The sequence below is a fragment of the Variovorax flavidus genome, assembly GCF_030317145.1.
GTDB classification, from domain to species: Bacteria; Pseudomonadota; Gammaproteobacteria; order Burkholderiales; family Burkholderiaceae_C; genus Variovorax; species Variovorax flavidus.
Map to the genome: position 1 here is coordinate 252,384 of NZ_JASZYE010000003.1, position 17,739 is coordinate 270,122.

General features: G+C 66.2%; 19 protein-coding genes. 6 read left to right on the top strand and 13 right to left on the bottom strand.

The features are described 5' to 3' along the window. Positions 1–2: 2 nt before the first annotated feature. From ligK to QTH90_RS16480, 3 genes are read right to left on the bottom strand one after another with little or no spacing between them, the layout of a single operon-like run. Positions 3–704 carry a 4-carboxy-4-hydroxy-2-oxoadipate aldolase/oxaloacetate decarboxylase gene (gene ligK, locus QTH90_RS16470; RefSeq protein WP_286665643.1) on the bottom strand — a complete coding sequence of 234 codons (702 nt, stop codon included), beginning with the start codon at positions 702–704 and terminating at the stop codon, positions 3–5. Positions 705–708: 4 nt separating this feature from the next. After that, positions 709–1,737: an amidohydrolase family protein gene (locus tag QTH90_RS16475; RefSeq protein WP_286665644.1), complete on the bottom strand. Its 1,029-nt coding sequence runs from the start codon at positions 1,735–1,737 to the stop codon at positions 709–711. A 24-nt stretch (positions 1,738–1,761) separates the two neighbouring features. Further along, on the bottom strand, positions 1,762–2,853 hold the full coding sequence (locus tag QTH90_RS16480; RefSeq protein ID WP_286665645.1) for a 4-oxalomesaconate tautomerase: 1,092 nt from the start codon (positions 2,851–2,853) through the stop codon (positions 1,762–1,764). A gap of 142 nt (positions 2,854–2,995) precedes the next feature. Here QTH90_RS16480 and QTH90_RS16485 point away from each other — a divergent pair, with 142 nt between their 5' ends. Next, on the top strand, positions 2,996–4,261 hold the full coding sequence (locus QTH90_RS16485; protein ID WP_286665646.1) for a LysR family transcriptional regulator: 1,266 nt from the start codon (positions 2,996–2,998) through the stop codon (positions 4,259–4,261). Between the two features lie 226 nt (positions 4,262–4,487). On the opposite strand, the gene QTH90_RS16490 is transcribed toward QTH90_RS16485, so the two are convergent. Further along, entirely contained in the window at positions 4,488–4,775 is a 288-nt protein-coding gene (locus QTH90_RS16490; protein WP_286665647.1) for a hypothetical protein, read from the bottom strand. Positions 4,776–4,944: 169 nt separating this feature from the next. Then, entirely contained in the window at positions 4,945–5,442 is a 498-nt protein-coding gene (locus QTH90_RS16495) for an arsenate reductase/protein-tyrosine-phosphatase family protein (protein ID WP_286665648.1), read from the bottom strand. Positions 5,443–5,657: 215 nt separating this feature from the next. Here QTH90_RS16495 and QTH90_RS16500 point away from each other — a divergent pair, with 215 nt between their 5' ends. From QTH90_RS16500 to QTH90_RS16515, 4 genes are all read left to right on the top strand, one after another. Further along, entirely contained in the window at positions 5,658–6,533 is an 876-nt protein-coding gene (locus QTH90_RS16500) for a leishmanolysin-related zinc metalloendopeptidase (protein ID WP_286665649.1), read from the top strand. Positions 6,534–6,661: 128 nt separating this feature from the next. Next, the gene (locus QTH90_RS16505; protein ID WP_286665650.1) at positions 6,662–7,474 is read left to right on the top strand and encodes a uracil-DNA glycosylase family protein; all 813 of its coding nucleotides are present in this window, start codon (positions 6,662–6,664) and stop codon (positions 7,472–7,474) included. Continuing rightward, positions 7,471–9,240, top strand: a complete 1,770-nt coding sequence (locus QTH90_RS16510; protein WP_286665651.1) for an amidohydrolase family protein — start codon at positions 7,471–7,473, stop codon at positions 9,238–9,240. The genes QTH90_RS16505 and QTH90_RS16510 overlap by 4 nt, the downstream gene beginning before the upstream one ends. A 141-nt stretch (positions 9,241–9,381) precedes the next feature. Continuing rightward, complete coding sequence (locus QTH90_RS16515; protein ID WP_286665652.1) at positions 9,382–9,693, top strand: hypothetical protein; 312 nt, start codon at positions 9,382–9,384, stop codon at positions 9,691–9,693. Here QTH90_RS16515 and QTH90_RS16520 read toward each other — a convergent pair. Continuing rightward, on the bottom strand, positions 9,690–10,562 hold the full coding sequence (locus QTH90_RS16520; RefSeq protein WP_286665653.1) for a LysR family transcriptional regulator: 873 nt from the start codon (positions 10,560–10,562) through the stop codon (positions 9,690–9,692). The genes QTH90_RS16515 and QTH90_RS16520 overlap by 4 nt on opposite strands. Before the next feature lie 144 nt (positions 10,563–10,706). Between QTH90_RS16520 and QTH90_RS16525 the strand changes: the two genes are divergently transcribed. Then, a complete protein-coding gene (locus tag QTH90_RS16525) occupies positions 10,707–10,946 on the top strand; it encodes a hypothetical protein (protein WP_286665654.1) in 240 nt (79 codons plus the stop codon). A 27-nt stretch (positions 10,947–10,973) separates the two neighbouring features. Here QTH90_RS16525 and QTH90_RS16530 read toward each other — a convergent pair whose 3' ends face one another. The 7 genes from QTH90_RS16530 to QTH90_RS16560 all read right to left on the bottom strand — a co-directional run bounded on the left by QTH90_RS16530 (position 10,974) and on the right by QTH90_RS16560 (position 17,714). Continuing rightward, positions 10,974–11,900: a LysR family transcriptional regulator gene (locus QTH90_RS16530; protein WP_286665655.1), complete on the bottom strand. Its 927-nt coding sequence runs from the start codon at positions 11,898–11,900 to the stop codon at positions 10,974–10,976. A 15-nt stretch (positions 11,901–11,915) separates the two neighbouring features. Then, positions 11,916–12,926, bottom strand: a complete 1,011-nt coding sequence (locus QTH90_RS16535) for a 2-dehydropantoate 2-reductase (RefSeq protein WP_286665656.1) — start codon at positions 12,924–12,926, stop codon at positions 11,916–11,918. Positions 12,927–12,960: 34 nt separating this feature from the next. Further along, positions 12,961–13,728 carry a fumarylacetoacetate hydrolase family protein gene (locus QTH90_RS16540; RefSeq protein WP_286665657.1) on the bottom strand — a complete coding sequence of 256 codons (768 nt, stop codon included), beginning with the start codon at positions 13,726–13,728 and terminating at the stop codon, positions 12,961–12,963. Between the two features lie 9 nt (positions 13,729–13,737). Then, positions 13,738–14,637 (bottom strand): succinate--CoA ligase subunit alpha, encoded by a 900-nt coding sequence (gene sucD, locus QTH90_RS16545; RefSeq protein WP_286665658.1) that lies wholly within the window; start codon positions 14,635–14,637, stop codon positions 13,738–13,740. A 1-nt stretch (position 14,638) separates the two neighbouring features. Next, on the bottom strand, positions 14,639–15,781 hold the full coding sequence (gene sucC / locus QTH90_RS16550) for an ADP-forming succinate--CoA ligase subunit beta (protein WP_286665659.1): 1,143 nt from the start codon (positions 15,779–15,781) through the stop codon (positions 14,639–14,641). Between the two features lie 212 nt (positions 15,782–15,993). Further along, positions 15,994–17,241, bottom strand: a complete 1,248-nt coding sequence (gene frc / locus QTH90_RS16555) for a formyl-CoA transferase (protein WP_286665660.1) — start codon at positions 17,239–17,241, stop codon at positions 15,994–15,996. A gap of 35 nt (positions 17,242–17,276) precedes the next feature. Continuing rightward, a complete protein-coding gene (locus QTH90_RS16560) occupies positions 17,277–17,714 on the bottom strand; it encodes a PAS domain-containing protein (RefSeq protein WP_286665661.1) in 438 nt (145 codons plus the stop codon). Positions 17,715–17,739: the final 25 nt, after the last annotated feature.

A 17,739-nucleotide genomic window follows, 5' to 3' on the forward strand; every position in this document is an offset into this window, starting at 1 on the left:
AGTCAGTCGATGTAGCGCAGGCCCGCCTTGGCCAAAGGCTCGCGCATGGCGTACATGTCGAGGCCGAGTTCGCCGGCCGCGAAGCGCGCACGCTTGCTTGTCTCGTTGGCTTCGCGGGCTTCGGCCGCGTCGGCCACCTGCTGCGCGCGCGCGGCCGGCACCACCACCACGCCGTCGATGTCGGCCACCACAACGTCGCCCGGTTGCACCAGCGCGCCAGCGCACACCACCGGCACGTTGACCGAACCGAGCGTCGCCTTGATCGTTCCCTTGGAATGGATGGCGCGGCTGAACACCGGGAAGTTCATCGCGGTGAGGTCGCGCACGTCGCGCACGCCGCCGTCGATCACGAGGCCCTTGCATCCGCGCGCTTTGAAGGAGGTCGCGAGCAGGTCGCCGAAGAAGCCGTCGGTGCTGTCGGCGGTGCAGGCCGCGACCACCACGTCGCCGGGCTGGATCTGCTCGGCAGCCACGTGCAGCATCCAGTTGTCGCCCGGCTGCAGCAGCACGGTGACGACGGGGCCGCAGAAGTGCGCTTCAGGGTAGATCGGGCGGATGCGCGGTTGCATGAGCCCCAGGCGGCCGAGCGCCTCGTGCACGGTGGACACGCCGAAGCGCGAAAGCTTCTCGACGGCGGCCGGGTCGGCACGCGTGATGCGGCGATGGACGACGCCGAGTTCCTGGAGGGTGCTGGATGAGGTCATGTGTTCAGAGTCCCTTGGCAGTCAATGCGCGATCGAGGCGCGGATAGACGCGGCGGGCATTGCCCTCGTAGACCTTGTAGCGCGCGTCGTCGTCGAGCATCGGCGTCGCGTCGATGTAGCGGCGCGTGTCGTCGTAGGGGAAGCCGGTTTCCGGATCGATGCCGCGCACGGCGCCGATCATCTCGCTGGCGAAGAGGATGTTGTCGACCGGGATCACGCGCGTCAGCAGGTCGATGCCCGGCTGGTGGTAGACGCAGGTGTCGAAGAAGATGTTGTTGAGCAGGTGGTCCTTCAGCAGCGGCTTCTTCAGCTCCTGCGCGAGACCGCGGAAGCGTCCCCAGTGGTAGGGCACCGCGCCGCCGCCATGCGGGATCACGAAGCGCAGCGTCGGGAAGTCCTTGAACAGATCGGAAGTCAGGCACTGCATGAAGGCCGTGGTGTCGGCATTCAGGTAGTGCGCGCCGGTGGTGTGGAAGCAGGCATTGCAGCTCGTGCTCACGTGCACCATCGCCGGGATGTCGTGCTCGACCATCTTCTCGTAGATCGGATACCAGTGGCGGTCCGACAGCGGCGGCGAGGTCCAGTGCCCACCGGACGGATCGGGGTTGAGATTGATGCCGACGAAGCCGTAGTCCTTGACGCAACGCTCCAGTTCCGGAATGCAGGTGCGCGGATCGACGCCAGGCGACTGCGGCAGCATGGCCGCGCCGATGAAGTGGTCCGGAAAGAGCTGCGCGACGCGGTGGCACAGCTCGTTGCAGATCGCGGCCCAGGTGGCGCTCGTCTCGAAGTTGCCGATGTGGTGCGCCATGAAGCTCGCACGCGGCGAGAAGATGGTCAGGTCGCTGCCGCGCTCGCGCATCTTCTGGAGCTGGTTGCTTTCGATGGATTCGCGCAGCTCGTCGTCGCTGATCTTGAGCGACGAGGGCGATGGCGTCTCCGCCGGATTGCCGAGGCTGGCGATCTGGCGGTTGCGCCATTCCTCCAGGGCCTTGGGGGCAGTGGTGTAGTGACCGTGGCAGTCGATGATCATGCAGTTTCCAGTCTTCTCTTCGATTCAGGGGTTGCGTGGCACCAGCACCTGGCCGCGAAAGAGCGGACGTGCGGTGCGCAGGAGTGCGGCGCCGGCGATGGCGAGGCCGCTCTCGTCCATCAGCAGGCGCACGGTGAATTCGCCGGTCGGGTGCTCCACCGACAGGTCGTGCCGCGGCGCCGGCCCCAGGCGGCACAGCGGCTCGGTCACGGTGCCCGGCAGCACGCAGGCCGAGGCCACCGAGACCGCGCCCAGCACGCCGATGGCGTCGTGGCACTTGCGCGGGATGAAGGTGCGCGTGTTCAGCGAGCCGCCGGCTTGCGCGGGCGACACCAGCGTCATCTTGGGCACGACCTTGGCGCTCACGTCGCCCAGCCCCATGCGCTGGCCGGCCTGGAGGCGGATCGACTCGATGCGCGCCTTGAGCGCTGAGTTGGCGTCCAGTTCGGCCGGCGTCTCGTTGCCGGTGCAGCCGAGGTCCGCAGCACGCATCACGACGACCGGCATGCCGTTGTCGATGCAGGTGACGTCGACGCCGTCGATGCGATCGGTGGCCTCGCCCGTCGGCAGCAATGCGCCGCAGCTCGAACCCACGATGTCGGAGAAGCGCAGCTCGATCGGAGAACCTTCGCCGGGTACGCCGCTGATGTGCGTGTCGCCGCTGTAGGCCACCCGACCGCCGGGCGTCTGCACGACGGCGTCGCAGTAGGAGTTGGTGTTGACCATGCGGATGCGCACCACGGATTCCTGCGGCTGCGTTGCGACAAGGCCCTCTTCCAGCGCGAACGGCCCGACGGCCGCGAGGATGTTGCCGCAGGTGGGCGCATAGTCGACACGCGACTCGCCCGCCACCACCTGGCCGAACAGGTAGTCCACGTCGGCGCGCGAATCCTTCGAGCGCGAAATGATCGCCACCTTGGTGGTGAGCGGATTGCCGCCGCCGATGCCGTCGATCTGCCGTGCGTCGGGATGGCCCATCGCGGCGAGGATGAGCGCGTCGCGCGCGCCCGGTTCGCTGGGCAGGTCGCCCGCGTGGAAAAAGGCGGCCTTGGAGGTGCCGCCGCGCATCCACACGCAAGGGATCGCATCGAGGCTGCTGAAGGAGATCGTCGACATGGGCCGTAGTCTCGGCCGAAAGGGCTGCGTCCGGTGTGAGTTCTAATTTCGCTGCGTTCTCACTTTTTTATTGACCGAGGGTTTACCCTTTACACCTCACACCCCGTCCGTTACTTGAAGCTACCCTGCCGGAGCCTTCACCTTGCCATCGACAAAAGTTATCGAGAAGCCCCGGGTTGCGCAGCCGGATCCCTTTGCGATCAACCTGCGGCACCTGCAGGCTTTCGCGAGCGTCGCGACGAGCGGCAGCGTGACGCAGGCCGCCGAGAACCTGTTCCGCGTGGCATCCGCGGTCACGCGCGCGGTCGGCGAACTGGAGGCATCGCTGGGCGTCCCCCTCTTCGAGCGCAGGGCGCGAGGCATGCTGCTGACCGTCTACGGCAAGGCCGTGTTCGCGCGCGCGGTGCGTGTGGAGCAGGAATTCGTCGCGGCCAGCCTGGAGTTGCTGCCGAGCGATGGCGCGCGCAGGCTGGATGCGCGGGGCCTGCTGACGGCCATGTTCAGCGGGCGACGGCTGGCGCTCTTCGCCGGCCTGGCCGAAATGCACAACATGCCTGCCGTCGCGCGCGCCTTCGGCGTGACGCAGCCCGCACTCAGTGCACTGGTGCGTGATCTGGAAGAGCGATCCGGCTGCGCCCTCTTCACGCGTTCGGCGCGCGGCGTGCGGCCGACGCGATCCGGCGAGCTGCTCGCGTTCCGCTGCAAGCGCGCATTGGCCGAACTGCGCAGCCTCGATTCCGATCTGGCGGCGATCCAGGGCGTCGTGCAGGGCAGCGTCATGGTCGGCGCGCTGCCGTTGTCGCGGACGCTGGTGCTGCCTGCGGCCATCTCGGCGCTGCTGGCCGAGCATCCACGGGTGCACGTCGGCACCGTGGAGAGCCCCTACGAGGTGCTCGCCGCCGCATTGCGCAGCGGCGAGGTGGACTTCATCCTGGGGGCGTTGCGGCCCGAGGCCGAAGCAAGGGATCTGGTGCAGGAGCCCCTGTTCGACGACCGCATTTCATTGATTGCCCGCGCGGACCATCCGCTCGCCACGGCGCCGGACATCGGCTTCGCGCAGTTGCGGCAGGCGGGCTGGGTGTTGTCGCGGCGGGGCTCGCCCTCGCGCGAACTGCTGGAGCGCTTCTTCCATCACGCGGGGCAATCGGCGCCGGAGCCCGCCGTCGAGACGGGCGACCTGGCGCTGCTGCGCGGACTGCTGCTGCGAAGCGACATGGTGACGGCCATCTCCGCGCATCAGCTTCACTACGAGATCGAGGCCGGGACCCTGGTGGTGCTGAACTTTCCGCTGGCCAGCACCCGGCGGCAGATCGGGATCACGCAGCGCGGCGGCGCCCTGGCGGCGCCGTGCGCACTGGCACTGATGGAAGAGATCCGCCATTGCGTGAAGCGGCTGCCTTCCTATTGAGGACAAGGAGCGACGGGGCCGGACCGGTCGGCTCTCCGAGGGCTCGATTCGGAGGAATCTTATGTCTCCGCAATGGCACGAACAGCACAATCCGCCTGCTGCTGTCACGCTTCATCTGTCGGGCGCAGTCCACGGGAACGAAGCTCCTTGGACTGCGGCCTCGACTTCACCCACTCCCCGCCTTTTTCAGAACCTGCCGCCCGGCTCCTGGCCGGCCGAACGCTTTTCAGGCTGCAACGAAACGGAGGTGCGCCTCGTGCGCCAGCCCGTCGCGAACGATGTCCCGGGCGTCGTCATCGGCAAACTCGAACAGGGCGTCGGGGATCTCGTCCTCGTCCAGCGCGAAGAGGATCTCGATCGCATCCTGTTGCGCCTCGGAGAAGGCACCCACCTGGGTCAACCGATTGAACCTTGCGGCCGTCTCCTTCGGGGCGAGCGGGGACAACTCGAGCAGTTCGAGCACGAGCTTGATCTGGGACGGTGTGAGCGGCTTCGGGGCAGCAGACTTCTTCATGGCGATGAATCCTTTTTCGGTCGGCCTCAGGACGATTTCCTTTGCCATGAAATCAGTCTCCGCGCCGATCCTTAAGCATTGCTGAAGACGGTCCCGGGATGTTTCTCCCGCCCCGCAGAAACCCAAGCGGGGCGTGAGGAAAGTCTCGCCATCGCGGGCTACTCGCGGGCTACTGCATGTGCGCCAGGTCGCGCACGTCAGAGCGGATCGCCGCCGGGTCCGCGCTGTGCAGCGGCAGGCTGGTCAACAGCTCCAGTCGACGGCGCAGCGCATACAGCATCTGGAGTGCTGCACGATCGATTTCCCCGGCGCTGTCGAGAGCGGCGATATCCGGAAAGGACCACAAGGCCGCATCAGGCTGCCCGGGCCAGTTGGGTTGGACCGGCAAGGTGGTTTCGTCGAGGGTGATCACGAAATTCGCGTGCGGAGAACTCCACCGGATCATGTCGTCCCAGCCATGAGGCTGCGACAGCGGCACCGGCATGCCCGCGCTGGCGAGTGCGGCGATGGCGGCGGGATGGACCCGGTCGCTGACGTGGGCCGGGTGGCCGCACGAATAGGCGGAAAAGCGATCCCTGCCAAGGTGCGCCAGGCAGGCCTGGGCCAGGATGCTGCGCAGGGAATTGCGGCGCGAGACGAAGATCACCACGAAGCGCTTTGCGATCATTGCCGATGGATGGAAGCGAACGACAAGACGTAGCGTAGAGGCGCGAAGGCCATCTCCGCAAGGCGCCAAACCCGCTGCGTGCGAATTGAAGGACATCCACCCATCGGTGGATGCCGACATGGCCCTGACAGGACTACGATGCCGCGTGCGCCCGGGTCGCGGAGGTCCGGCGCATGCCCTGACCGCTCCGCACGTCCGCCCCGGAGGCATACATCATGGCAAGCTCCAAGAAGAAGAAGGGCCAGCCGGCCATCGAAACCTTTGTCGCCCACGCCAGCGTCAAGGCGAACGCGAGCGCAGCCGCCATCAAGTCCGCCTACAAGATCGAGGTTCGCTTCGTCGCCGGGCTGACGGCCACACAGAAGAATGCCTTCAAGACCGCGGCGAAGCGTTGGTCGAAGGTCATCATCGGCGACGTGCCGAGCGTGACCGTCAGCGGCGAGGTCATCGACGACCTGCTGATCATGGCCCAGGGCGTTGCGATCGACGGGCCGGGCAAGATCCTGGGGCAGGCGGGGCCGACGCACCTGCGGCCAGCCTCCGCAGGCGTCCACGCGTTCCTCCCGGCCAAGGGGCTGATGTCGTTCGACACGGCGGACCTCGCGGCGATGCAGGCGGATGGGACGCTGGTCGATGTCATCACGCACGAGATGGGCCACGTGATCGGCATCGGCACGGTGTGGGAACTCAAGAAGCTGCTCTCTGGAGGCACCACGACCAATCCTCGCTTCACGGGAGCCGCGGCCAAGAAGGAGTTCGGCGCGCTGAAGGGCGCCGGGCCGACGGCCGTCCCCGTGGAGAACACGGGAGGCCCCGGAACCATGAACAGCCACTGGCGCGAGACCGTGTTCAGGAACGAACTCATGTCGGGCTTCATCGCCGCCCCGAACAATCCCCTGAGCCGCGTCACCGTCGCGAGCCTGCAGGATCTGGGGTACGTGGTCGACCTGGCTGCGGCCGAGCCGTACGCATTGCCCAATCTGCAGGCGCTGGCGGAGGCCGGCTTGATGGCGGCCCATGGCGGCGAAGAGCCATTGCACGCACTTCCGATCTTTGCCCCCAAGGTGCTGCCGGACGACAGCCTGGTCTGAGTGGGACGGCGATGCCCAGGATGCTGCGCCCCCCGATGATGGTCCTGCCGGATTCAGCGCTCGTATCCAGCCCGAAGAAAACGAGCGTCCAACCTCGCAACCGGACAAACGCCACGGAGGAACCCAAGGTGCATCCGTTCGACCCAGGCTACACGGCCGAGCCCTTCCTGACGCTGTGCGCGGAATACCCCGAGGAGACCGTCTATCCCCCCGGTCAGTTCAGGGTGGAATGGGGCCCGATCTTTCACCGGGGCCGTCTCGACGGATCGGCGCGAGTCCTCGTGATCGGACAGGACCCGGCCCAGCACGAAACCGTCATCCGGCGCATCCTCGTCGGCGAGGCGGGACGGCGGGTGCAGGGTCTTCTCGCCAAGCTCGGCATCACGAAGAGCTACGTCTGCGTCAACACCTACCTCTACAGCGTCTTCGGAAGCGTGAAGGCGGCAACGTCCAGGAACCCGGCGCTCGTCGACTATCGCAACCGTTGGCTGAAGGCCCTGCTCATCGGCCAGAACATCGAACTGGTCATTGCGCTCGGCCAGGCCGCCCAGACCGCATGGACGCTGTGGCAGGCCAGCGCCGATGGACAAGGCCTGCAGGTTCCCTTCGTCGCGATCACGCATCCGACCCAGCCGGAGAGTTCGTCGAACAACGACAAGGCCAAGCTCGCGGCCGCGACGAAGAAGATGCTGCAGAACTGGAATGCTGCGCTGCAGGCAGTCCATCAGAACGTCACGCATCCGGATGTTGCGACTGCGCTCGCGCTCTACGGCGACACCTGGGCGGCCAACGACCGGCTGAGGATTCCGGACCAGGACTTTCCCGCCGGCCTGCCGCTGTGGATGCGCGAGAACGACGGATGGGCGCGGCGAGCCGGCGCGGACGCCCTGGCCAAGCGGCGCAACATCACGATCACGGTCAGCACGGGCGTTGTGTCATGAAGCACGTGGAGCGCCAGTGGTACCCCTTGAGCGGCCAGCAGCCCGCGGCACAGCCACGAGGCGCCGCCGCAGCGGCGAGGAAGCCGCCGCCCATCGACCCGCTGACCGGCCCCAGGTTTGCCCTCGCGGGGCGCGTCGTGACGATGGACGATGCGTTCACGGTCCTGGATGACGGCGTGGTGTATGTCGATCGCGGCACGATCGTCGCCGTGCAGGACAGGGCAAGGAAGCCGCCGGCCGATTTCGCCGGCGTCAAGGTCGTGGAGACGGGCGGAAGCATCTACCCTGGGCTCATCGAGCTTCACAACCACCTGAGCTTCAATGCCCTGACGCTCTGGAGCCCGGTGCCCAAGCTCTACCAGAACCGGGGCCAATGGCCGAAGCATCCCGACTACCGGCGCCTGATCAGCGGGCCGATGACGGTCGTCGGCGAACACCGCGATGCGAAGGGGAACGCCGCGCTCATCGCGCCGCTCGTGCGCTACGTCGAATGCAAATGCCTCCTGGGCGGGGTGACGACCAGCCAGGGGATCATGCTCAACAGCAATGCCGGCATCCGGCGCTACTACCGCGGCATCCTGCGCAACGTGGAGCAAACGGACGATCCGCTGCTGTCGGAAGCGCAGGCACGAATCGACGACGTGGATGCGAAGAACGCGCGATCCTTCCTCAAGCGGCTCAACAAGGAAGACAGCTGCTTCCTGCTGCACCTGAGCGAAGGCATCACGCCGGACGGCGAAACCGAATCCCCGGCCCGCAAGCATTTCCTGGCGCTGGAGGTGGCACCCGACGAATGGGCCATCAACGACCGCCTGGCGGCGATCCATTCCGCCGGTCTCCTGGCGGAGGACTTCGAGGTCATGGGCAAGCTGAAGGGCTCGATGGTCTGGTCGCCCCTGAGCAACCTGCTGCTCTATGGCGCCACCGCGCGCGTCGACGCCGCCCGCGCGGCAAAGGTCCGCATCGGGCTCGGAAGCGACTGGTCGCCCTCCGGCAGCAAGAACCTTCTGGGCGAGCTGAAGGTGGCCTGGCTCTACTCGCAGCACATGCTCAACAACCTCTTCACGGCGCGCGACCTGCTGGCCATGGCGACTCGCGACGCCGCCAAGATCCTGAAATGGGAACAAGCGCTCGGCTCCATCGAAGCCGACAAGCGCGCCGACCTGGTCGTGATGGACGGTGCGGCCGGAGAGCCCTGCGAGGCCTTCATCCGGGCCAGGGAGACCGACATCCGCCTGGTGGTCATCAACGGCGTCGCCCGCTACGGCATCCCGTCGGCCATGCAGGCACTCGGCGCCAAGGGCGAGGCGTTGAAGGTCGGCGGCCAGAGTCGCCAGGTGTTCCTGGCGCAGGAAACCGGAGACCCCGACGTCGGCCAGGTGAGCCTGAAGGCAGCGACCGCAGCGTTGAAGAAGGCGTTCAAGAACCTGAAGAGCCTGGCGCGCGACATCGAGAAGCCGAAGGTCAGAAAGCCGGCGCTGATGTCGGCGGATGCTCCGAGACGCGCCGTCTGGGGATTGGCACTGGACGAGATCAAGGACACGGGCGTGGACCAGCGGCCTCGCCTGCCATTTGCCGGGCCTCGCGACTTCACGGGCCCGAACCTGCAGGCGGCGAGCGCCAAGTCGCCGCCCCTGTCGACCATCCTCGGACCGATCGAACTCGATCCGCTCACCGTCGCCGACGATCCCCACTTTCTCGCCCGCATCCTGAGCGAACCCAACGTGCCGGCGGCAATTCGCGCAGGCTTGCCGCAGCTCTACTAGCGGCGCCGCGCCCTGCCCCGAGCCGGGGCGTATTGCACAACGACCGTCACGCAGTCAATGAGGAAATGATCGCGGTTGTCGTGTCGATGCGGACGGAGCCAAATGGTACGGACAGGCAATTTCGCCGACCGAGGAGAGAAGATGGATTCGAATCAAGACGAAAGCCGATTCACTCGCTCGGACCGCGAAAGATGCGATCCGCAGGGCTTCCGGCGCACCACCAGGCTGCGCGAGATCCTGCGGGTGGTGACCTTGCTGGTCGCCGGAGTCGCACTGGTTGCTTCAATCCCCTGCCTGAGCAATGCGAGCTTTCCGGTGACCAGCCTGATCATCTACACGGCGGGCATGGTGTTCATCACCATGCCTCTCTGCCTGATCTATGAAAGCTCCCTCCAGGTCCACGAGCTGACCGTCGCGCACGGACTCGGAGAACCGGCTCCCACCCTCGTCTAGGGCTGCCGCGCCGCGATCGGCCCCGGGCCTGCGCTCGCGACCTGGCGCAGGACGGCCAGCGCGGGTTCAACGATTTTCGGATCGGCACCGACGGCATACACAGCGTAGGCCGGATACAGGAATTCAGGCGTGTCCGGCACCCGGCGAAGATGGCCCGATTCCAGATGGGCGCGGACCACATCGAGCCGGAAATAGCCCGTGCCGCCAGCGGCAAGAAGGAACTCACGGCCGAGCGGACCGAGGCCGGCACTCACTGCGGCATGCGAGAGCTCGGGAAACGCGAGGTCGTGCTGCGTCGCGAACTCGGGGCCCCAGTCGACATAGACGTAGTCCGCCGGCTGCGGAATGCGCGCGTGTTTCGCCGTGGTCACCATGACGAGCTTTTCCTCGATGAGAAGCTCCACCCGGAGACCGGGACGCTGCTGCGGCGCGTACGCGATGGCAATGTCGAGCACCCCGGCGGCGACCTTGTCGAGCAGGTCGTGCGGAAAGCCCACCTCGGTGCGGATCGCCAGGCTGGCGTCTGCGGCGCGAAGTTGCAGCAGCCATCGCAGCAGCAGCGGGTCCCAGAGGCTGATCTCGCACCCCGCGGCCAGCACGGCGCGGCTGCCGACCGGCACGGCCACCTGATGGCGCGCACGCTCCCAGACCTGCACGAGCATGGTCGCGTGCGGCAGGAACTGCTCGCCGGCCCGGGTGAGCGCCGCGCCGGCCTTGTTGCGCACGAAGAGCCGGCGCTCCAGCAATTGCTCCAGCGTCCGCACACGCGCGCTGATGGAGGTCTGCGTGACGTTCAGCTTCTGCGCGGCGCGCTGGAAGCTCTGCGTCTCGACGATCTCCAGGAAGGTCCGAGCTAGAGTGATGTCCATGCCAACCCTTTGGATGCAATATTTTTGCATTCAACTGGCAATAAATCTCGTTTTACTTATCGAGAAGCCGCGACGAAGATGTTGTTCACTCGGGCCTGAACCTTGCACGCCACAGTCCCGATCCACTCGAAAAGGAACTCCTTGATGTCCGTCGTTCACCGATCAGCAAAAATCGCGGGTATGTCCGACCGCTTGCTCCGTGCACTGAACACCCTTGCCGAAGAAACCCAGACGCTTGTGCAAGCGCTGTTGAGCCCGCGCTCGATCATCGAAGAAGTGGAAGAAATGCGCGCCCTGCAGGTGAGGGCCAATGCCATCGAAGCCCGGGACCCCGCGCGTGCAGCGGTGTTGCGGTGGCACGCCTCGCGAGTCGGCCTGCGCTGAGGGCGAAGCCGCGCCGCCCGCGGCGAATCAGAGGCTCGGCACCGGGACGATCTGCGAGATCAGCGCAGTCCCGTCGCTCACGAGAAAGTCCTTGAAGGCCTGTGCCACCGGAGGCAGGCGCTTGCTTCTCCGATGCACGACATACCAGTTGAGGATCAGCGGAAGTCCCTGCACGTCGAGAACACAAAGGCTGCCGGACCTCAGTTCCTGGCTGACCGTGTGAGCGGACACGAAGCTGACGCCCATGCCGGCAATCACGGCCTGCTTGATCGTCTCCGTGCTGCGGATCTCCATGGCGATGTGGATTCCCGCCAGCTGTCCACCCAGGGCTTCTTCCATGGAGTTCCGGGTGTCCGAGCCCTTCTCGCGCACGACGAAGGGCTCATGCATCAGCCTTGCGAGCGGAATCCGTTTCACGCCGACCAGCGGATGACCTGGCGCCGCGACCACGACATAGGGGTGCGGCGCAAAGGGCTGATTGACAGTGTCGAGATCGGCAGGCGGCCGCACCATGATCGCCAGGTCGGTCAGGTTCTCGGTGATATGGATCAACAGCCCTTCCCGGTTGTGGACCGTGAAATTCAGCTTCACGCCTCGATGGCGACCCGCGAAGTCCACGAGCAGACGCGGAAAGAAATAATCGCCGGCGCTGATGACGCCGACATTGAGCCGGCCGCCCGAGACGCCCTTGAATTGCGTCATCGCGCTCTCGGCCGCCTCGAACTGCAGGATGATCGCGCGAGCGATCTGGAGCAACTCCGCGCCCGCCGGAGTCAGGTAGATCTTCTTTCCGAACTGCTCGAACAGCGCGTTGCCCGCGTGCTCCTCGAGCTTGCGCACCTGCGTGGACACGGCGGGTTGGGTCAGGTGGAGTTCCTCCGCCGCGCGCGAGAAGCTCAACAGTCTCGCGACGGCCTCGAAGACCTTCAGCTGCCGCAACGTGGCGTTCTTCACCCGGATGCGGCGAGGTCAGGCGAGTTCGCGCAGACGCACGTGGCCCCGTTGATCCGCCATCGACCGCGCGAGCAGCTTGACCAGTGAATGCACCGTGTCGATGTGCGGCGTGGGCGTGTCGGTGAGGCGCGCCAGTTCGACCACGGCGCCCACCAGCGCATCGATCTCCGGGGCGCGTCCCGCTTCCACGTCCTGCAGCATGGAGGTCTTGTGCTTGCCGACTTTCTCGGCGCCGGCAATGCGCTTTTCAAGTGACACGCGGAACTCGATGCCCAGCTTGCCGGCAACGGCCTGCGCCTCTTTCATCATCGCAGTGGCCAGTTCCCGCGAGGGCGGAAACTGGCAGATGTCGACCAGCGTCGCATGCGAGAGGCTGCTGATCGGATTGAAGGTCAGGTTGCCCCACAGCTTGAGCCATATCTCGGAGCGGATGTTGTCGAGCACCGGGGCCTTGAACCCGGCACCTGTCAGGCAGGCCGAGACGCGATTCACGCGCTCGCTCGACGACCCGTCGAGTTCGCCCACGGGAAAGCGATCGCCCTCGATGTGCCTGACGACTCCCGGCGCCAGCAGTTCCGAGGCCGGATACACCACGCAGCCGATGACCCGCTCGGCCGGGATCTTCGCGGCGACCCTTCCGTCGGGATCGACGCTGCGGACCGGCGAGCCCTCGAGCGCGCCACCGTGCTTGTGGAAGTACCAGAACGGTATGCCGTTCTGCATCGTCACGACCACGGTGTCCGGGCCGAACAGTCTCGGAACGTCGTCGGCCACCGCTTCGACCTGGTGCGCCTTCATGGCGAGGATGACGACGTCCTGCGGGCCGGCCTCGTCGTAGCGGTCGGTGGCCTTGACGTTGCGCGCCACCTCCTCCGCGCCGTCGTGCGCGATGAGCTTGAAGCCGTTGCGTGCAATGGCCTCCAGGTTGGCGCCGCGCACGATGAAGGTGACGTCCTCGCCGGCGAGCGCGAGCTTCGCGCCGACGAGTCCCCCGATGGCGCCCGCGCCGATCACAGCAATCTTCATGTCGATTCTCAGTAGTTGAATCTCTGTGGCGGGCTCACTCGAAGTAGTTGCCCAGCTTGCCGATGCCGTCGATCTCGACCTCGATCAGGCTGCCGGACTTCATCGACCCGACGCCGATCGATGTGCCGCACAGGATGACGTCCCCGGGATGCAGCGTCATGTCGTAGGAGATCAGGCTGACCAGTCGCGGCACCGGGAAGCGCATGTCGCTGATCGGGTAGTCCTGGCGGACTTCGCCGTTGAGCCGGGTCGTCACCGTGAGCTTCGACGGATCGAGCCCGGTGGCGACCACCGGGCCCATGGGGCAGAAGGTGTCGAAGCCCTTGGCACGCACCCATTGTGGAAAGGATGCATCGCGGTGCAGGATGTCGGCCGCCGTCACGTCGTTCGAGCAGGTGTAGCCGAACACGTGGTCCAGCGCATCGGCTTCGGCGACCGCCGTGCAGACCTTGCCGATGACGATGCCGAGCTCGCCCTCGAACACGATCTTTCTCTCGCCCTGCGGCTTGCGAATGAGTTCGCCGTGCGCCAGGTACGAGTTGGGCGCCTTCAGCAGGTACAGCGGCTCCAGCGGCACCGGCAGGCCCAGCTTCTCGCCGAGCGCATGGAAGTTGTTCCACAACGCGATGACCTTGCTCGGCTCGGTGGGTGTGCGCAGCCGCAGGTCGGCAAGGGCCAGCACGCGGCCCGTGGGCTCGCAAGCGCCGAACATGTCGCCCCGGTGCTCCCGGACCTGATCGCCATGCAGTGTGCCGAAGCCTGTCTTGCCGGCGTGGTCGAAACGGAGCCATTGGTGGTGCATGTCGCGTCCTCAGTCGAAGGGGAGGTAGTCCGGCATGACGAGCGACGCCAGCAGCTTGCCGATCTCCGCCGGGTTGTGCGTGACGTGAATGCCGCATTGCTTCATCAGCGCCATCTTTTCTTCCGCGCTTCCGTTGACGCTGGTGGCGATGGCGCCCGTGTCGCCCGCGCGCCAGTGCGGCGGCGCAGCCGCGCCGGCGACGAAGCCGACGACCGGCTTGCGCATGTGCTCGCGGATCCAGCACGCGCATTGCTCCTCGGTGTCGCCGCCGATCTCGCCGACCATGATCACCGCGTCGGTGCGGGGGTCGTCGTTGAACATCTTCAGCACGTCGACGAGTTGGAGCCCGCCAGGCAGGTCGCCCCCGATGCCGACCACGGTCGACTGCCCGATGCCGAAGCTCCTGAGCTGGCTGGCTGCTTCATGGGCCAGCGTGCCCGAGCGCGACACGATGCCGATGCGGCCTCTCTGGTGGATGTCGCTGGGCATGATGCCGATCTTGATTTCGTCGGGCGTGATGAGGCCCGGGCAGTTCGGCCCGAGCAGCAGCGTCCGGCTGCCCTTGAGCCGCCCGAGCGTGCGGATCATGTCGCGGACCGGGATGCCCTCCGTGACACAGATGACCAGGTCCAGCTCGGCATCGATCGCTTCGTCGATCGCCGCGGCGGCCAGGTCCGGCGGCGTGTAGATGACGGAGACCGTGGCGCCGGTCGCGGCACGGGCATCCCTCACCGTCGCGAAGACCGGGACGCCATCGAAGAACTCGCCCGCGTGGTCCGCGCTCACGCCGGCGACGAAGCACTTCCTGCCGTTGCCGTAGGCGCGGCACAGGGTCGTGTGAAAGCGCCCCGTCTCGCAGGCAATGCCCTGGGTCATCACCAGCGTGCGCTTGTTGACGAGGATCGACATCTCAGATCTTTCGCCGGGCCGCGGTCACGACCAGCTCCGCGGCCTCGGCCATGCCGTTCGCGTTCATGACCGGGAGGCCCGACTCCGCGAGGATGGCCCTGCCGAGCTTTTCGTCCGTCCCCCGCATGTGCACCACCAGCGGCACCGTCCGCCCGGCCTTGCGGATCGCGGCGATCACGCCATGGGCGATCACGTCGCAGGACGTGACGCCGCCGAAGATGCTGAGGAGGATGGCCTGCACCCTGGGATGCGTCGACATCCATTCGAATGCCTCGGACAACTTCCCGTCGGTCGCGGCGCTGCCCACGTCATGGAAGCTCGCCGGGGTCCCGCCGTAGAACCGGATCATGTCCATCGTCGCCATCGTCAGGCCCGGTCCGTTGACGATGCAGCCGATGTTGCCGTCCGCCGCTTCGAATTCCGCGGGGTCTTCTTCGTCGCGATCGCGCATCGCCGCGATGGCGGGTTGGCGGAACAGCGCGTTCGAGTCGAAGTCGAAACTGGCGTCCAGCGCAATCAGGCGGCCCTCGCGGGTCAGCACCAGCGGATCGATCTCCAGGCGCGACGCATCGCTCGCGTCGAAGGCCTGGTAGAGGTTCCGCAGGAGGACATTCGCCTCTGCGATCGACTTGCCTGCAAGGCCGATGTCCCGCGCGAGGGCATCCGCGTCGGCTGCCTTCAGGCCTTTGGCCGGATCGATCAGCAGCTTGTGGACCTTCTCCGGCAACGAGGCTGCCTTCTCCCGAAGCTCGATGCCCGCCTGTCCCGACGCCATCACTGCCACGCAGCCGGACTCGCGGTCCACCGCCATGCCGAGGTAGAGCTTCTTCCCGATCTCGACGCCCTCCTCCACCAGCAGGCGTTTCACGACGCGGCCTTCGGGGCCCGTCTGCTGCGTCCTCAGCGCCGAGCCGAGCAAGCCCTCCGCGTGCCGCCGGACGTCGGCGACCGACCAGGCCTGCTTCACACCGCCTGCCTTGCCACGGCCACGCACGTGCATCTGCGCCTTGACCACCCAGGCCCTGCCGCCGAGGCGGGTGGCAGCCTCCGCGGCTTCGTCGGCCGACGAACACGGCAGGCCGCGCGGCGTGGCAACACCGTACTTCCGCAGCAACTCCTTGGCCTGGTATTCGTGGATGGTCATCACTTTCCGGAACGGGCGACCAGAGGTCGTCGTCCGGAAAGCTTCAGACACCGCGGATTCCTGAACTGTCACTACTGTCTCCTTGAGTCGAACTGGGACTAACGGTCAACTGTAGGAATCTGCAGAAATAATTGATAGTTAAAGAATTCTTTGCAGAGCATTACGCAAGAGTTATGCATGAGGGGTCATTGCTCTGCCCGATGGCTGATGACTCAGATCACGCGCTCTTCGCGCAATGCCTCGATCTGCGACTGGCTGTAGCCGAGTTGCGCGAGCACCTCTGCCGTGTGCTCGCCCAGCAGCGGCGAGCGCTTCACGTGCGTCGGGCTGTCGGACATCTTGATGGGGTTGCCCACCGTCAGGTAGCGGCCGCGCGTCGGATGGTCGACCTCCACGATGGTTCCGCTTTCGCGCAACGACTCGTCTTCGGCGATCTCCTTCATCGACAGGATGGGGCCGCACGGAATGTCGTAGGCGTTGAGGATGTCCATGGCCTCGAGCTTGTCCTTGGTCATCGTCCACTTCTCGATGCGCGCAAAGATGGGCTTCAGGTGCAACAGCCGCGCAGCCGGCGTGGCATAGGCCTCGTCGGTGATCCAGCCCTCCTCGCCGATGACCTTGCACACCGCGGGCCACACGGCCGCTTGCGTGATGAAGTAGATGTAGGCGTTGGGATCGGTCTCCCAGCCCTTGCACTTGAGGATCGAGCCCGGCTGGCCGCCGCCCGATGCATTGCCGGCGCGCGGCACGGCTTCGCCGAAGGTGCCGTCCGGGTACTGCGGGTACTCGTGCATCGTCCCGGTGCGTTCCAGCCGCTGCTGGTCGCGCAGCTTGACGCGGCACAGGTTCAGCACAGCGTCCTGCATCGGCGCCAGCACCTTCTGCCCGCGCCCGGTGTTGTGCCGCTGGAGCAGCGCCGCCAGGATGCCCAGCGCCAGGTGCAGGCCGGTGCCGCTGTCGCCGATCTGGGCGCCGGTGACCATCGGCGGACCGTCGTCGAAGCCCGAAGTCGACGCCGAACCGCCGGCGCACTGCGCCACGTTCTCGTACACCTTGCAGTCCTGGTACTTGCCCGGGCCGAAGCCCTTCACCGAGGCCACCACCATCCTCGGGTTGAGTTCATGGATGCGCTCCCACGTGAAGCCCATCCGGTCGAGCGCGCCGGGCGCGAAGTTCTCCACCAGCACGTCGCAGTGCTTGATCAGGGTCTCCAGCACCTCCCGTCCCTTGGGCTTCTTGGTGTCGACCGTGATCGAGCGCTTGTTGTGGTTGAGCATCGTGAAGTAGAGGCTGTCCACGTCCGGAATGTCGCGCAGCTGTCCGCGGGTGGCGTCGCCCTCGCCGGCCCGCTCGACCTTGATCACGTCGGCGCCGAACCAGGCCAGCAACTGCGTGCAGGTCGGACCTGACTGGACGTGGGTGAAATCAAGGATTCGATAGCCTTCCAGCGCTTTGCTCATACGGGGGTCTCCGGTCTCTGTCTCTGTGGTTTTGCCTAGTGATCCGCCGCCGCCAATCCTTCGAGTTCCGCCAGGCGTTTGCGAAGCGCGCGCTCGTCTTGGAAGCGTTGGGTCTCGTCACGAATGACAGCCACGACCGCGCTCACAGCCCCCTCGGGCGTGAAGAGCATGGCCACCGTGAAAGCGATGGACATCGAGCGCCCGTCCTTGTGCGTGGCCGGTACGCGCAGCAGGTCATTGCCGTATTTCGTGGTGCCAGTATCCATGGCCTTGTGATAGCCGTCCCAGTGCCGCTGTCGCAAACGTTCCGGCGTGATGAGGTCGAGCGAGCGGCCGAGCGCCTCGCTCTCCGTGTAGCCGAACATGCGCTCGGCACCCGCGTTCCACAGCGTGATGGCGCCACTGGCGTCGGACGCGATGATCGCGTCGCCCACCGCCGCGATGAGTGCCTGGCAGTCGATGTTCGTGTTCATGGGGCTGGCTCCTTTTTCTTCATTC

What these genes read in the sequence shown, in the direction of transcription:
- QTH90_RS16500 (WP_286665649.1), top strand. Translation starts at nt 5,658, where the DNA reads ATGGCAAGCTCCAAGAAGAAGAAGGGCCAGCCGGCCATCGAAACCTTT.
- frc (WP_286665660.1), bottom strand. Translation starts at nt 17,241, where the DNA reads ATGAGCAAAGCGCTGGAAGGCTATCGAATCCTTGATTTCACCCACGTC.
- QTH90_RS16480 (WP_286665645.1), bottom strand. Translation starts at nt 2,853, where the DNA reads ATGTCGACGATCTCCTTCAGCAGCCTCGATGCGATCCCTTGCGTGTGG.
- QTH90_RS16515 (WP_286665652.1), top strand. Translation starts at nt 9,382, where the DNA reads ATGGATTCGAATCAAGACGAAAGCCGATTCACTCGCTCGGACCGCGAA.
- sucC (WP_286665659.1), bottom strand. Translation starts at nt 15,781, where the DNA reads ATGACCATCCACGAATACCAGGCCAAGGAGTTGCTGCGGAAGTACGGT.
- QTH90_RS16535 (WP_286665656.1), bottom strand. Translation starts at nt 12,926, where the DNA reads ATGAAGATTGCTGTGATCGGCGCGGGCGCCATCGGGGGACTCGTCGGC.
- QTH90_RS16520 (WP_286665653.1), bottom strand. Translation starts at nt 10,562, where the DNA reads ATGGACATCACTCTAGCTCGGACCTTCCTGGAGATCGTCGAGACGCAG.
- QTH90_RS16475 (WP_286665644.1), bottom strand. Translation starts at nt 1,737, where the DNA reads ATGATCATCGACTGCCACGGTCACTACACCACTGCCCCCAAGGCCCTG.
- QTH90_RS16510 (WP_286665651.1), top strand. Translation starts at nt 7,471, where the DNA reads ATGAAGCACGTGGAGCGCCAGTGGTACCCCTTGAGCGGCCAGCAGCCC.
- QTH90_RS16495 (WP_286665648.1), bottom strand. Translation starts at nt 5,442, where the DNA reads ATGATCGCAAAGCGCTTCGTGGTGATCTTCGTCTCGCGCCGCAATTCC.
- QTH90_RS16490 (WP_286665647.1), bottom strand. Translation starts at nt 4,775, where the DNA reads ATGAAGAAGTCTGCTGCCCCGAAGCCGCTCACACCGTCCCAGATCAAG.
- sucD (WP_286665658.1), bottom strand. Translation starts at nt 14,637, where the DNA reads ATGTCGATCCTCGTCAACAAGCGCACGCTGGTGATGACCCAGGGCATT.
- QTH90_RS16560 (WP_286665661.1), bottom strand. Translation starts at nt 17,714, where the DNA reads ATGAACACGAACATCGACTGCCAGGCACTCATCGCGGCGGTGGGCGAC.
- ligK (WP_286665643.1), bottom strand. Translation starts at nt 704, where the DNA reads ATGACCTCATCCAGCACCCTCCAGGAACTCGGCGTCGTCCATCGCCGC.
- QTH90_RS16540 (WP_286665657.1), bottom strand. Translation starts at nt 13,728, where the DNA reads ATGCACCACCAATGGCTCCGTTTCGACCACGCCGGCAAGACAGGCTTC.
- QTH90_RS16525 (WP_286665654.1), top strand. Translation starts at nt 10,707, where the DNA reads ATGTCCGTCGTTCACCGATCAGCAAAAATCGCGGGTATGTCCGACCGC.